We start from the raw sequence: 13,841 nt of genomic DNA, 5'->3' as shown, positions 1-13,841 counted from the left end.
TCCCGGACACATCCACGGGGATCGCGGGCGTCGTCATGGCCGCGCTCACGCGGGGTTCTCGCTGCGCGCCAGGGCCCGCAGCATCGCTTCGAACTGGAACTGCCGCGCCAGCGCGCGCTGGGCTTCGCAGAAGGGGCGCCACACGGCGTCGGCCGCTTCGATCGCGTCGAGCTGCTGCAGCACGCCGCGGTAGTAGCCGAGCTGCAACGCCTCGCGCAGGCCGGACAAGCGCTCGGCCGGCGGTACCTCGACCGGTTCGGGCGCGGGCTGCGGATCGGCCGTGGCGCGCTCGGGGCCGACGCGCCAGGACAGCGACAGCTGCTCGGTGAGCCAGTCCAGCAGCAGCTCGTGGCGGACCGGCTTCAGGATGAAGTCGCGCGCGGCGATGCCGGCATCGTTGTCCTGACCGCGTTCGAACGCGTTGGCGGACACCACTGCCACCGCCGGCGCATTCACGCCCTGGTCGCCCAGCATCCGCCGCAGCCGCCGTATCGTCTCCCAGCCGTCGATGCCGGGCATCGCCAGGTCCATCAGCACCGCGTCCGGCACCCAGCCGGCGGCGACGAGATCCAGCGCGTCATGCCCGCTCGATGCGTCGCGCACGGTGAAGCCGAGCGGCTCCAGCAGTGCCGTCAGCAACTGCCGGTCGTCCGACTCGTTGTCGACGATCAGCACCCGCGGCGAGACGCCGTCCAGGCCGAGCCGCTCCTTCGCCGCGCGGCGCATGCGCGGCGTGTCCCAGATGCGGCCGTGCAGCTCGGGCAGGAACAGCCTCACGCGGAAGGTCGAGCCGCGGCCGGGCTCGCTGGTCGCCGACATCTCGCCGCCCATCAGCGCGGTCAGCATCTTGGAGATCGTCAGCCCCAGCCCCGCGCCCGGCGCGCCGCCGGCGCCGCTGGTGCGACCCGTTCCGCGGGCGAAGGGCTCGAAGATGCGCGCCAGCTCCGCCGCGTCCATGCCGGGGCCGGTGTCGGCGATCTCCAGCGTCGCCATCTCGCGACCGTGCCGCACGCGCAGGGTGACCTCGCCCTCGCTGGTGAACTTGATCGCGTTGCCCAGCAGGTTGATCAGGATCTGGCGCAGGCGCTGCTCGTCCGCGCGCACCCACTCGGGCAGCGTTCCTTGTGGCTCGAAGCGGAAGCGCAGGCCCTTCGCCGCGGCCTGCGGCTCGAACATGTCGGCCAGCTCCCGCAGCAGCTCGTCGAAGCGCACCGGCGCCGGCTCCAGGCTCAGCCGGCCGGCCTCGATCCGCGCGATGTCCAGCGTGCCGTCGATCAGTTGCATCAGGTGCTCGCCGCCGCGCTTGATGACCTGCACCGCCTGCCGTCGCTGCGGCGGCAGCGAGGCGTCCGCCGCCATCAGCTGCGCGTAGCCGAGGATGCTGTTCAGCGGCGTGCGCAGCTCGTGGCTGATGGTGCTGATGTAGCGGCTCTTGGCCTGGTTGGCGGCCTCGGCCGCGGCCTGCGCGCGCTCGGCCTGCAGGCGCGCGCCCTGCAGCGCCTCGTCGGTGCGGCGGTGGGAAGCGATCTCGCGCATCAGCGCCTGCGTCTGCCGCATCGATTCCTCCTGCGCGACCACGCGGCTCTGGTGCGCCAGCACCAGCCACCAGGCGACCGTTCCCGCCACGAGCAGCAGCGCGAAGAAGGCCTTCAGCATCCCTGCCTTGAGGCTGGCGCGGAGCGCGTCCTGCGCGGCGGCGTCGATCAGCGGCAGCTGCTGCAGCTGCTGGTGATAGAGCAGCCCGAACAGCGTCGCCAGCAGCGGCGTGATCACCAGCATCAGCAGCAGGTAGTGGCCCAGGCCGGTGTCGATGTAGCGCCAGCTGCGCCGCGGCAGCACGCGGCGCAGGGCGGCCGTCCATTGCGCGGACAGGCTCGCGTGCGGCTTGCACAGGTCGCCGCAGCGCGCGTCCAGCGTGCAGCACAGCGAGCAGATCGGCCCGCGGTAGGCCGGGCAGTGCGCCATGTCGGGGCCTTCGTAGTCGCGCTCGCAGATGACGCAGCGGCGCACGCCGTCCGCGGTCTCCGTCTGGCATCCCGCGGCCTGGATCTCCGCCAACGGCCGCGCGAGGTAGTAGCGCCCCTTCGTCGCCCACGCGATCAAGGGCGCGGTGACCAGCGCCGTCACCATCGCGATCGCCGCCGACCACGCCTGCGCCAGCGCGCCCATCGTGCCGAGGTGCGCCGCCACCGACAGCACCGACGCCAGTGCCATCGCGCCGACGCCGACCGGATTGACGTCGTAGAGGTGGGCGCGCTTGAACTCGATGCCCGGCGGCGACAGGCCCAGCGGCTTGTTGATCACCAGGTCCGCGACGACGGCCATGATCCAGGCGATGGCGATGTTGGCGTAGAGGCCGAGCACATGCCCGAGCGCCTCGAACACGTTCATCGACATCAGCATGAAGGCGATCAGCGTGTTGAACACCACCCAGACGACGCGGCCCGGATGGCTGTGCGTCAGGCGCGAGAAGAAGTTGCTCCACGCCAGCGAGCCCGCGTAGGCATTGGTGACGTTGATCTTGAGCTGCGAGACGACGACGAACAGTGCCGTCACCGCGACCGCCCAGCCGTATTGCGGGAACACGTACTCGTAGGCGGCGAGGTACATCTGGTTGGGATCGACGGCGCGCTCGGCGGGCACCGCGTGGCTGACCGCGAGGTAGGCCAGCAGCGCGCCGCCCAGCATCTTCAGCACGCCCAGCACGATCCAGCCCGGTCCGCCGGCCAGCACGGCGGCCCACCAGCGGAGCCGGTTCTCCGGGGTCTGGCGGGGCATGAAGCGCAGGTAGTCGGCCTGTTCGCCCATCTGGGTGATCAGCGCCACCCCGACGGTCAGCGCCGCACCGAAGGCGTGCACGTCGAAGGCGGCCGTGCCCGATTGCGACCCAACCTGGGTCGTGATGCCGTCGAACGCACCAGGGTGAAGCCATCCGACCCAGGCGAAGGGGAGCACCAGCAGCGCCAGCCAGAGCGGCTGGGTCCACAGCTGCAGCCGGCTGATCGCCGAGATGCCGTGCGTCACCAGCGGGATCACCACCACGGCGCAGATCAGGTAGCCCCACTGCGGCGGGATGTCGAGCGCCAGCTCCAGCGCATAGGCCATCACCGCCGCCTCGAGCGCGAAGAAGATGAAGGTGAAGCTCGCGTAGATCAGCGAGGTCAGCGTCGAGCCGATGTAGCCGAAGCCCGCGCCGCGCGTCAGCAGGTCCATGTCGACGCCGTGGCGCGCCGCGTAGACGCTGATCGGCAGGCCGGCCAGGAAGATGACCAGTCCGGTCGCCAGGATCGCCAGCGCGGCGTTGGTCCAGCCGTAATGCAGCAGCAGCGTGGCGCCGACCGCCTCCAGGATCAGGAAGGACGCCGCGCCGAAAGCCGTGTTGGCCACGCGCCAGGTCGACCAGCGCCGGAAACGGTGCGGCGTGTAGCGAAGCGCGTAGTCCTCCAGCGTCTCCCGCGCCACCCAGGCGTTGTAGTCCCGCCGCAGCTTGATGATGTGCTGCGGGGCGTCTTGGGAGGGGAGCGGAGCGTCCATGGGGCAGTTGAGAACTGCATGAAACATGCCCGCACTGCCGAGTCCGCTGGCCCTCACCCCCGCCCTCTCCCGCAAGCGGGAGAGGGAGTCCGACCGGCTCTCATCGCGGCGCCTGGGCTTCTTGCTCCCTCTCTCGCTGGCGGAAGCGCGCAACACTCGGTGCAACGACTCCCTCTCCCGCTTGCGGGAGAGGGCACGGGTGAGGGCCAGCGGCCGTGGCAGTGAAGCAGTCCGCGTGTCCCTTTGCACCGGCATGGGGCTTGCTAGAGCAGCAGGACCATGGAATTGACGCCCCGCGAAAAAGACAAGCTGCTGATCTTCACCGCCGCGTTGCTCGCCGAGCGGCGCAAGGCCAGAGGTCTGAAGCTCAACTATCCGGAAGCCGTCGCCTTCCTCAGCGCCGCCGTCATGGAAGGCGCCCGCGACGGCAAGACCGTCGCCCAGATGATGAAGGAAGGCCGCGAGCTCCTCACCCGCGACGACGTCATGGACGGCGTGCCCGAAATGATCCCCGACATCCAGGTCGAAGCCACCTTCCCCGACGGCACCAAGCTCGTCACCGTCCACCAGCCGATTCCCTGATCCCGGATCCCCGACGACCAGCCTTGAGCACGAGCGCGAGCACGAGCACCGAGCCCCCGATTCATTGATCCATTGATTCCCCAGAGGACCGCGATGACCGCACGACTCCTTCCCGCGTCCTTCGCCGACGCCGCCGTGACCGCCCTCCAGGCGCTGGCCCTGACCGTCGCCGCCGTGCTGCCTGTCTTCGTCTTCGCCCACACCGGCGACGGCAGCCTGCATGACCACGGGACGCAGAGCGCCGGGGCCGCCTTCGGTGAAGGCTTCACCCATCCGTTCACCGGCCTCGACCACCTGGCCGCGATGCTGGCCGTCGGCCTGTGGAGCGCGCTGACGCAGACCGGCCGCCGCATGCTGGCCGCGCCGATCGCGTTCGCGGGCCTGCTGCTGGCGGGCGCGCTGCTCGGCCTTGCGCTGGGCGACGAAGGACTGCGGGTGCCAGGTGTTGAGCCGATGGTCGCCGCGTCGGTTCTGGTGCTGGGACTGGTCGCCGCCGCGCGCTGGCGCCTCGGCGCGACGATGTCGGCCGCGCTCGTCGGGGCTTTCGCGGTCTTCCACGGCCTGGCGCACGGCGCCGAGCTGCAGGGCGGCGCCGCGCTCGCCGGTATGGTCGTCGCGACCGCGCTGCTGCATGCGGGCGGTCTCGCCCTCGGGATGACGCTGCGTTCGCTCGCGCCGGTCTGGTCGCGCGCGGCGGGTGGCGCCATCGCGTTGCTGGGCCTGGGACTGCTCGCCCGCATGGTGGTCGCATGACGCCCGGCGAACTGCTGGTCGACGACGGCGAACTCCTGCTCAACCCGGGCCGCCGCACGCTGACGCTGACCGTGGTCAACGGCGCGGATCGGCCCATCCAGGTCGGCTCGCACTACCACTTCGCCGAGACCAACGGCGCGCTGGTCTTCGACCGCGAAGCCGCGCGCGGCATGCGCCTGAACATCGCGTCCGGCACCGCCGTGCGCTTCGAGCCCGGCCAGCAGCGCACCGTCGAGCTGGTCGACTACGCCGGCAGCCGCGAGGTCTGGGGCTTCCGCGGCCTGATCCAGGGAGCGCTCTGATGGCCCGCATTGGCAGACGCGCCTATGCCGAGATGTTCGGCCCCACCGTCGGCGACCGCGTGCGGCTGGCCGACACGGCGCTCGTCATCGAGGTCGAGCAGGACCTGACCCTGAGCGCCGGCGGCTACGGCGAGGAAGTGAAGTTCGGCGGCGGCAAGACCATCCGCGACGGCATGGCGCAGTCTCAGCGCACGCGCGCGCAGGGCGCCGTGGACACGGTGATGACCAACGCGCTGATCCTCGACCACTGGGGCATCGTCAAGGCCGACATCGGCCTGAAGGACCACCGCATCGTCGCGATCGGCAAGGCCGGCAACCCGGACACGCAGCCGGGCGTGGACATCGTCATCGGCCCGGGCACCGAGGTCATCGCCTGCGAGGGCGCGATCGTCACCGCCGGCGCGATCGATTCGCACATTCACTTCATCTGCCCGCAGCAGATCGAGGAAGCGCTGGCCAGCGGCGTGACCACGATGCTGGGCGGCGGCACCGGTCCCGCGACCGGCACCTTCGCGACCACCTGCACGCCGGGGCCGTGGCACATCGAGCGCATGCTGCAGGCCGCCGATGCGTTCCCGATGAACCTGGGCTTCCTCGGCAAGGGCAACGCGAGCCGGCCTGAAGGCCTGGTCGAACAGATCGAGGCCGGCGCGATCGGCCTGAAGCTGCACGAGGACTGGGGCACGACGCCGGCGGCGATCTCCAACTGCCTGGACGTGGCCGAAGTCACCGACACGCAGGTCGCCATCCACACCGACACGCTCAACGAGAGCGGTTTCGTCGAGGACACGGTGGCCGCCTTCAAGGGCCGCACCATCCACACCTTCCACACGGAGGGCGCCGGCGGCGGCCATGCGCCGGACATCCTGAAGGTCGTCGGCGAGGCCAACGTGCTGCCGAGCTCGACCAATCCGACGCGGCCCTACACGATCAACACGCTCGACGAGCACGTCGACATGCTGATGGTGTGCCACCACCTGGACCCCGCGATCGCGGAGGATTTGGCCTTCGCCGAGAGCCGCATCCGCAAGGAGACGATCGCGGCCGAGGACATCCTGCATGACCTGGGCGCGATCAGCATGTTCAGCTCGGACTCGCAGGCCATGGGCCGGGTGGGCGAGGTGGTGCTGCGCTGCTGGCAGACCGCGCACAAGATGAAGCAGCAGCGCGGACAGCTGCCCGGCGACAGCGACCGCCACGACAACGGCCGCGTGAAGCGCTACGTCGCCAAGCTGGCGATCAATCCGGCGATCGCGCACGGCGTCAGCCACGAGGTCGGCAGCGTCGAGGTCGGCAAGTGGGCCGACCTGGTGATCTGGAACCCCGCCTTCTTTGGCGTGAAGCCGTCGCTGATCCTCAAGGGCGGCGTGATCGCGATGGCGGCGATGGGCGACCCGAACGCGTCGATCCCGACGCCGCAGCCGGTGCACTACCGGCCGATGTTCGGCAGCTTCGGCGGCTCGCTGGCGCGGGCCTCGCTGAGCTTCGTGTCGCAGTCGGCGATCGCGGCCGGCGCGCCGCAGCGCTACGGCCTGGCCAAGACCGCGGTCGCGGTGAAGGGCATCCGCGGCGTGGGCAAGAAGGACATGGTCCACAATGCCTACGCCCCGCGGATGGAGGTCGATCCCCAGACCTACGCGGTGCGCGCCGACGGCCTGCTGCTGCACTGCGAGCCCGCCTCGGTGCTTCCGATGGCGCAGCGCTACTTCCTGTTCTGAATGATCCAAGTCTCCAAACTGCTCGCCCAGGGCGCCGGCCTGGCGCCCGTGCTGCTCAAGCGCGCCGCTGCCGTAACGCTCGATTGGGACACGCGCCAGAAGAGCCGCTTCCAGGTGACCGACAGCCAGGGCCGCGAGCTCGGCGTCTTCCTGCCGCGCGGCACCTCGGTGCGCGGCGGCGACGTGCTGGTGGCCGAGGACGGCTCGCTGATCCGCGTCGTCGCGGCGCCCCAGGCGCTGTTGCGCATCACGGCCTGCACGGCGCACGGCTCGCCGTTCGACCTGATCCGCGCCGCGTATCACCTCGGCAACCGCCACGTGCAGATCGAGCTGAAGCCGGACCACCTGAAGATCGAGCCCGACCATGTCCTCGCCGACATGCTGCGCGCGATGCACCTGATCGTGAACGAGGTCGAGGAGGGCTTCGAGCCCGAAGCCGGCGCATACGCGGCCGGCGGCCACGGCCACGGCCACGCGCATGCGCATGACCCCGCGTCCTCGCATGACCACGGTCATGCGCACGAGCACGAGCACAAGCACGACCACGCGCACGATCACAAGCCCGCGGCCAGGAAGACCATCGCGATCCAGGCCGCTGCGGCGCCCCATGTGCATGGGCCGGGCTGTGGTCACGACCACTGAGCCGATCATCGATCCCGTTCCGCCGCTGCTGCGGCTGACGTGGCTCGCGTCCCCGGCGCTGCCGATCGGGGCGTTCTCCTACTCGGAGGTGCTGGAGGCGGCGGTCGAGCACGGCCTCGTGCATGACGACGTCAGTGCCGGCGCGTGGCTCAGCCAGCAGCTGCGGCTGCTCGCACGCGGTGACCTCGCGGCGATCGCGCAGGGCATCGTCGCGTGGCGGGCCGACGACGAGATCGCGCTGCGCGAGATCGTCCGCTGGCTGCGCACCACGCGCGACGGTGCCGAGGCCCGGCTGCAGAGCGAGCAGATGGGGCAGTCGCTGCTGGGCTGGCTGCGCGGCCAGCCGATGGCCTCGGCCGCACAGTTCGCGCTGCTCGCGGCTTGCGGCGAGGATCAGCCGATGCCTTACGCCTTCGTGATGTCGCTGGCGCTCGCCACGATTGCCGTTCCGGTCGAGCAGGCCCTGTTCACGCAGGCCTTCGGCTGGGCCGAGAACCAGGTCCAGGCCGCGCTCAAGGCCGTGCCGCTGGGCCAGACCGCCGGCCAGCGCGTGCTGACGCGGCTGGCTTGCGAGATCCCCGCCGCGGTGGCCGAGGCCATCGCCACGCCGCCCGCGCGGCGGCAGCTGTTCGCGCCGATGCTGTCCGTCCTCGCGGCGCGCCACGAAACCCAGTACTCCCGATTGTTCCGATCATGAGCACGACCTCCACCGCCGCCACGACCTCGCCGACGCCTGCGTCCGCCCTTCATCACATCCCCGGCCGCACGAAGCGGCTGCCGCCGCTGCGCGTGGGCATCGGCGGTCCGGTCGGCTCCGGCAAGACGACGCTGCTGGAGATGCTCTGCAAGGCGATGCGCGGGCGCTGGGACCTGGTCGCGATCACCAACGACATCTACACGAAGGAAGACCAGCGCCTGCTGACCATCAGCGGCGCGCTGCCCGCCGAACGGATCATGGGCGTGGAGACCGGCGGCTGTCCGCACACGGCCATCCGCGAGGACGCGTCGATCAACCTCGAGGCCATCGACCGCATGCTGGGCCAGTTCCCCGAGGCGGACGTCGTGTTCATCGAGTCCGGCGGCGACAACCTCGCCGCGACCTTCAGCCCGGAACTGAGCGACCTGACGATCTACGTCATCGACGTCGCCGCCGGCGAGAAGATCCCCCGCAAGGGCGGTCCCGGCATCACGAAGAGCGACCTGTTCGTGATCAACAAGACCGACCTCGCGCCGTACGTGGGCGCGGACCTAGAAGTCATGCGTGCCGACACGCAACGGATGCGGCCGACACGGCCCTTCGTGATGACCAACCTCAAGACGCTGAGCGGTCTGGACGAGGTGGTCGCCTTCATCGAGCAGAAGGGGATGTTGGGCACCGCCTGACGCCTCACACGCCACGCCTCACGCCTCAAGCATGAAGCCTGACCGCGGGCTTCGCCGCGGAGCGCGTCGGTCGTCCGACCACGCCCGAAGGAGGGAAGAACCCGTCCCTTGACCGCCGGACTGAACGGCGATGCATCCCTCCGCGTCGTTCTCCTCCACCGTGTCCTCGTCCTGCTCCTGGGGCGACGACACCCGTCCGATCCTGCCGCCAACGCGCGCCCACGCGTGTACCGGCAACGAGTCCGGCAGTCCGCCGCTGTCACCCGGCTCTGTCGCGTCTGGTGGGTCTGGCGCTTCTGGTGCGTCTGCCGCGTCCGATGCCGCCCTGATCGACGGCGCGCTCGTGACCCTGGGACCACGCGGCGCGGCCGAAGCCATGCTGCTCGCCCGGCAACTCGTCGCCGACTGCGACCTTCGGATGAGGCGCGGCTCGGTCGCCGAGGGCGTGGACCGCTTCATCCTGGACGGCGATCGGCGGGGCCTGCCGGAGTTGCTGCGGGCGTCGGCGGCCCAGGCGCTCGGCCAGGAGCGCGACCGCGACTGCCCGAGCGGCCGCCTGCGGGCCTTCATCGCGGCGCTGGGCCGGGCGGCGGTCAATCTGGCCCACTGCAGCGCGCGCAACTTCGCCTCGGTGGCCGTGCCGACGATGGTGCGTCAGGCCATCGGCCGGGCGCTGGACATCGCGCTGACGGAGAGCGTGTCGGAGACCGCGCGGACCTGGCTGTCCTGCGGCGCGCTGGCCGTGCCGGTCCTCGGCCAGGCCGTGCTGCTGATCCGGGACGAGGCGCGCGGCGAGGCGACGCCCTATTCGCGCGTCACCCGCGTGGTGCTGATGGCGCTGCCGACGGGCGCGGGCCTGTTCGGCGCGACGACCGGGACGATGGTCTTCGCCGGCACGCGCTTCGCGGAATCCGTGCTCTATCCGCTGATGCGTGACAGCATCCAGGCCCGCTGGCCCTTGACCACCGAGCCCGACAGCGGACCGACGCGGAGCTCGCTCGCGCTGGCGGGACTCGGCTATGCCATCAACCAGCTGGCGGTCAGCCGCGTGTTCGCGGCCGCGCCCGACGTGGACCTGGCGGCGTGCGCGCTGCTGCCCGGCGGCATCGTGCTGCGAGGACTCGGCAACTGGGGCGGCGAGGCGCTCGACCTGTGGACCCTGCTCATGCTCCATCACGCGTGCCGGCACGGCACCACCACGCAGGTGCGCATGCGCGTGGGGCAGGCCAGCCTGCCCGAATCGATGCGAACGGTGCGTCACTGGGACACGATGGCGGCGAGGGGCTGCTACGTCGCCGGCTTCAACCAGCTCTACGACTCGCTGCTGGACGATCGGACCTTGGCGCGATGGGTGCGCCCGACCTTCGGCGCGAGCGCGCCGGTCGCCGCGGACTGGCTCACCGAGCTGATCGTCGGCGCGTTGACGGCGCCGAGCTACATGTTCTGGACCGATCCCTTGAATTCACACGGCGTCGAGTTGCAGACGCTGGACGAGCAGCATCGCGGACTTCCGCCGCCGCGACAGTACGCGGGCAACAACGCGGAGCCGGCGCTGCCGGACGCGAGCGACGTGGTGCTGACCGCTTATCGCGGCGCGGGCGGGCGATCCGTCAGCTTCCCTGCGAATGACCGCGAGGGTATCCGCGCCCAGGGGCGCGCCGGTTTTGAGGCGGCATCCGGCGCGGCACCAGGCGGGACACCAGGCGCGACATCAGGCACGAAGGGTGGGGAGTGAGCGGTCATGCAGCCTTCTTCATTGCGACCTGACGCACTGTCCGCCTCGATCCCGTCATCGATCCCGGCATCGATATCGCCATCGACACCGAGTTCGACACCGCCGACCTCCGATGTCGCGCTGCGTCCGGGGCCTGGCGCCGACACCCAGGCGACCGACGGGCCCGTGATCGACGACGCCATCACCGCGATGGGCGAGGCGGGCGTGGCCGATCTGGCGATGTTGGCGCGCGAACTGGCCCAAGGCGTGGACCTGCGGCGCGCGTCGGGCTCCCTCGCCGCGGCGATCGACGATGTCGTCATCGATGGGGAGCTGCGGACCCTGCCGCGCGAGTTGCGCGAGCCGATGGGCGCGGCGCTCGATCAGGAGCGCGATCGGGGATGGCCCAGCGGGCGGCTCCGCGCCGTCATCGCCGCGCTGGGCCGCGGCGCCGTCAACGCCGCGCATTGCGGCGCGCGCAACCTCGTCGCGGTGGCGCTGCCGACGATGGTGAGGCAGGCGGTGGGCCGGGCGCTGGATGTGGCGCTCGCCCAGGGCCTGTCGGAGACCGCGCGCACCGTGCTGTCCTGCGGCTGTCTCGCGGTGCCGGCGATGGCCCAGGTGGTGCTGCTGGTGCGCGACGAGCGGCGTGGCGAAGCCACGGGCTACTCGCGCGCCACGCGGATCGCGCTGATGGCCTTGCCCGCCGGGGCCGGCGTGCTCGGCCTCGCCACCGGCACGCTGCTGAACGCCGGTGCCCGCTTCGCCGAGGTCGTGTTGTATCCGCTGCTGCGGGACGGCGTCCAGGCCCGCTGGCCGATCCGCGTGGACCCCGACAGCGCGCCGACGGGGCGCTCCCTGGCGCTCGGCGCGCTGGGTTACACGATCAACCAGCTGGCGGTGAACCGGGCCTCCCTCGCGGCGCCGGACCTGGATCCCGAGACGCAGGCCTTGCTGCCGGGCGGTGTGGTGCTGCGCGGACTGGCCAACTGGGGGGGAGAGGCGGTCGACCTGTGGACGCTGCTGATGCTGCATCACGCGTCCCGGCACGGCGCCACCACGCAGCCGCGCATGCGCATCGCCGACGGCGCCCTGATCGAGGCGCTGGGCACTTCGCGTCACTGGGACACGATGGCGGCGCGGGGCAGCTTCGTCGCCAGCTTCGGCCAGATGGACGACTCGCTGAGGGAGGCGCGCACGCTGGCCCGGCTGTGGGCCTCGGCCGTCGGGCAAGCGGGCGCCGCGACGGTGGCGGACTGGACCACGGAACTGATCGTGGGCGCGCTGGCCGGACCCACTTACGTCTTCTGGACCGACCCGACGCACGCGCGCGGCATCGAACTCCAGACGCTGGACGAGCAGCGTCGCGGCCAGTCGCCGCGGCGTCAGCACGCCGGCAACCGCATGGAGCCGGCGCTGCCGGACCTCGGCCCGGTCGCCCTGCGCGCATTCGATTCCAGGACCGCCTCGGGTCCCGCGGGCGGCGGCGGGGTCTTCTGACGCCGGCCGTCGAGAAGCCGTTCGCAGAAGGAGCCGTCCGCAAAAGGAGCCGTCCGTAAAAAAGCCGCCGGTCGCGATCGCGGCCGGCGGCTGAAGGTGGCTGGTGCGCCCGAATGCGCACGAACGCGGCGCGGGCGCCGCGTCGATGGGGATGAATCAGGCCACCTGCGGCGTCACCCCGCCGCCGTCCTTGCCCTTGGTGTCGTCGTCGTCAGGGCCGCCCGCGGGCTTCGCGCCCTTGCGGTTGGCCAGGATGAAGGCGATGAACTGCCACGCGATGAAGAAGGCGATGATCGCCAGCAGCGTCGCGCTGATCGGGCGCTGCACGAAGACGTCGAAGTGTCCCCGGCTGATCAGCATGGCGCGACGGAAGTTCTCTTCCAGCATCGGGCCCAGGATGAAGCCCAGCATCAGCGGCGCGGGGTCCATGTCCAGCCGCATGAAGATGTAGCCGGCCAGGCCGAAGGCCGCGGTGACGAAGATGTCGTCCAGGTTGTTGTTGACGCTGAAGGTGCCGATGCAGCAGAAGAACAGGATCGACGGGAACAGCACGTTGTACGGGATCTTGAAGACCGACAGCCAGTAGCGCACCAGCGGCACGTTCAGCACGACCAGGAAGACGTTGCCCACCCACATCGAGGCGACCAGGCCCCAGAAGATGTCGGGGTGTCCGCCGATCATGTTGGGACCCGGCTGGATGCCCTTGATGATGAACGCGGCCATCATCAGCGCCATCACCGGGTTCTCCGGGATGCCGATGGACATCAGCGGGATGAAGCTGGTGCGGGCGGCGGCCTCGTCGGCCGCGGCCTGGCCGGCCACGCCTTCGATGGCGCCGTCGCCGATCTCGTGGCGGTACTTGCTGACCTTCTTGTCCACGGCGTAGGCCGCGAACTGGGCGATGGTCGGGCCGCCGCCAGGCAGGATGCCCAGCACCGAGCCGATCACGCTGCCGCGCAGGGCGCTGGGGATGATCCGCTTGAACTCGGGCCAGGTCGGCATCAGGTGGATCTTGCCGTTGAAGGGCGTGCGCTCGTTCTTGGCATCCAGGTTCTTGGAGATCTCCGCGATGCCGAAGCAGCCCAGCGCGATGCTCACCAGGCCCACGCCTTCCGCGAGGAAGGGCATGTCGAAGGTGTAGCGCTCCATGCCGGAGTTGACGTCGGTGCCGATCTGGCCGAAGAGCACGCCGATCAGGCACATCGCCAGGCCGTTGAGCAGGCTGCCGGTGGTCACGAAGCTGACGCAGAGGAAGCCCAGCAGCATCAGCGAGCAGTAGTCGGCCGGGCCGAACAGGAAGGCCACCTCCCCCAGCGTCGGCGCCAGGCAGGCCAGCACGACGATGGCGACGGTGCCGCCGATGAAGCTCGAGATGCCCGCGGTGAAGAGGGCCAGGCCCGTCTTCCCTTTCAAGGTCATCTGGTACCCGTCGATGCAGGCCACGATGGAGCTCGCATGCGGGATCTTCATCGTGATGGCGCTGACGCTGTCGCCGTACTGCGCGCCGTAGTAGATGCCGGCGAGCATGATCAGCGCGCCGTTGACGGGGATGGAGTAGGTCAGCGGCAGCAGCACGCTGATGGTGGCCAGCGGGCCGAGGCCCGGCAGCAGACCGACGAGGGTGCCGACCACGCAGCCGATCGCGCAGAACATCAGGTTCTCCCAGGTCAGCGCGTGCTCGAAGCCGAAGGCGAGGTTGTGGAGGATTTCCAT

General features: G+C 70.6%; 11 protein-coding genes. 9 read left to right on the top strand and 2 right to left on the bottom strand.

What is annotated here, in order from left to right:
* Positions 1-45: 45 nt before the first annotated feature.
* The gene (locus tag AC07O8_RS21435; protein ID WP_495049956.1) at positions 46-3,534 is read right to left on the bottom strand and encodes a hybrid sensor histidine kinase/response regulator; all 3,489 of its coding nucleotides are present in this window, start codon (positions 3,532-3,534) and stop codon (positions 46-48) included.
* Positions 3,535-3,813: 279 nt separating this feature from the next.
* Between AC07O8_RS21435 and AC07O8_RS21430 the strand changes: the two genes are divergently transcribed.
* The 9 genes from AC07O8_RS21430 to AC07O8_RS21390 all read left to right on the top strand — a co-directional run bounded on the left by AC07O8_RS21430 (position 3,814) and on the right by AC07O8_RS21390 (position 12,128).
* Positions 3,814-4,116: an urease subunit gamma gene (locus AC07O8_RS21430; RefSeq protein ID WP_067283776.1), complete on the top strand. Its 303-nt coding sequence runs from the start codon at positions 3,814-3,816 to the stop codon at positions 4,114-4,116.
* A 93-nt stretch (positions 4,117-4,209) separates the two neighbouring features.
* Positions 4,210-4,869, top strand: coding sequence for a HupE/UreJ family protein (locus tag AC07O8_RS21425; RefSeq protein WP_495049955.1), 660 nt, complete (start codon positions 4,210-4,212; stop codon positions 4,867-4,869).
* Positions 4,866-5,171, top strand: coding sequence for an urease subunit beta (locus tag AC07O8_RS21420; protein ID WP_495049954.1), 306 nt, complete (start codon positions 4,866-4,868; stop codon positions 5,169-5,171). Before AC07O8_RS21425 ends, AC07O8_RS21420 begins: the two co-directional genes overlap by 4 nt.
* A complete protein-coding gene (gene ureC / locus AC07O8_RS21415) occupies positions 5,171-6,889 on the top strand; it encodes an urease subunit alpha (RefSeq protein WP_495049953.1) in 1,719 nt (572 codons plus the stop codon). The genes AC07O8_RS21420 and ureC overlap by 1 nt, the downstream gene beginning before the upstream one ends.
* Positions 6,890-7,531 carry an urease accessory protein UreE gene (gene ureE, locus AC07O8_RS21410; protein WP_495049952.1) on the top strand — a complete coding sequence of 214 codons (642 nt, stop codon included), beginning with the start codon at positions 6,890-6,892 and terminating at the stop codon, positions 7,529-7,531.
* Entirely contained in the window at positions 7,497-8,228 is a 732-nt protein-coding gene (locus AC07O8_RS21405; RefSeq protein ID WP_495049951.1) for an urease accessory protein UreF, read from the top strand. Before ureE ends, AC07O8_RS21405 begins: the two co-directional genes overlap by 35 nt.
* Positions 8,225-8,914, top strand: coding sequence for an urease accessory protein UreG (gene ureG, locus AC07O8_RS21400; protein ID WP_495049950.1), 690 nt, complete (start codon positions 8,225-8,227; stop codon positions 8,912-8,914). The genes AC07O8_RS21405 and ureG overlap by 4 nt, the downstream gene beginning before the upstream one ends.
* 130 nt (positions 8,915-9,044) lie before the next feature.
* Positions 9,045-10,649 (top strand): hypothetical protein, encoded by a 1,605-nt coding sequence (locus tag AC07O8_RS21395; RefSeq protein WP_495049949.1) that lies wholly within the window; start codon positions 9,045-9,047, stop codon positions 10,647-10,649.
* A 165-nt stretch (positions 10,650-10,814) separates the two neighbouring features.
* The gene (locus AC07O8_RS21390; RefSeq protein ID WP_495049948.1) at positions 10,815-12,128 is read left to right on the top strand and encodes a hypothetical protein; all 1,314 of its coding nucleotides are present in this window, start codon (positions 10,815-10,817) and stop codon (positions 12,126-12,128) included.
* A gap of 156 nt (positions 12,129-12,284) precedes the next feature.
* Here the strand turns inward: AC07O8_RS21390 and AC07O8_RS21385 are convergent, their stop codons facing one another.
* Positions 12,285-13,841, bottom strand: coding sequence for a tripartite tricarboxylate transporter permease (locus AC07O8_RS21385; RefSeq protein ID WP_495049947.1), 1,557 nt, complete (start codon positions 13,839-13,841; stop codon positions 12,285-12,287).

This window comes from Roseateles sp. GW821-FHT09G09, from assembly GCF_059415965.1.
Note: the sequence above shows the minus strand (reverse complement) of the source record. Positions and strands in the feature narration are given on the sequence as shown.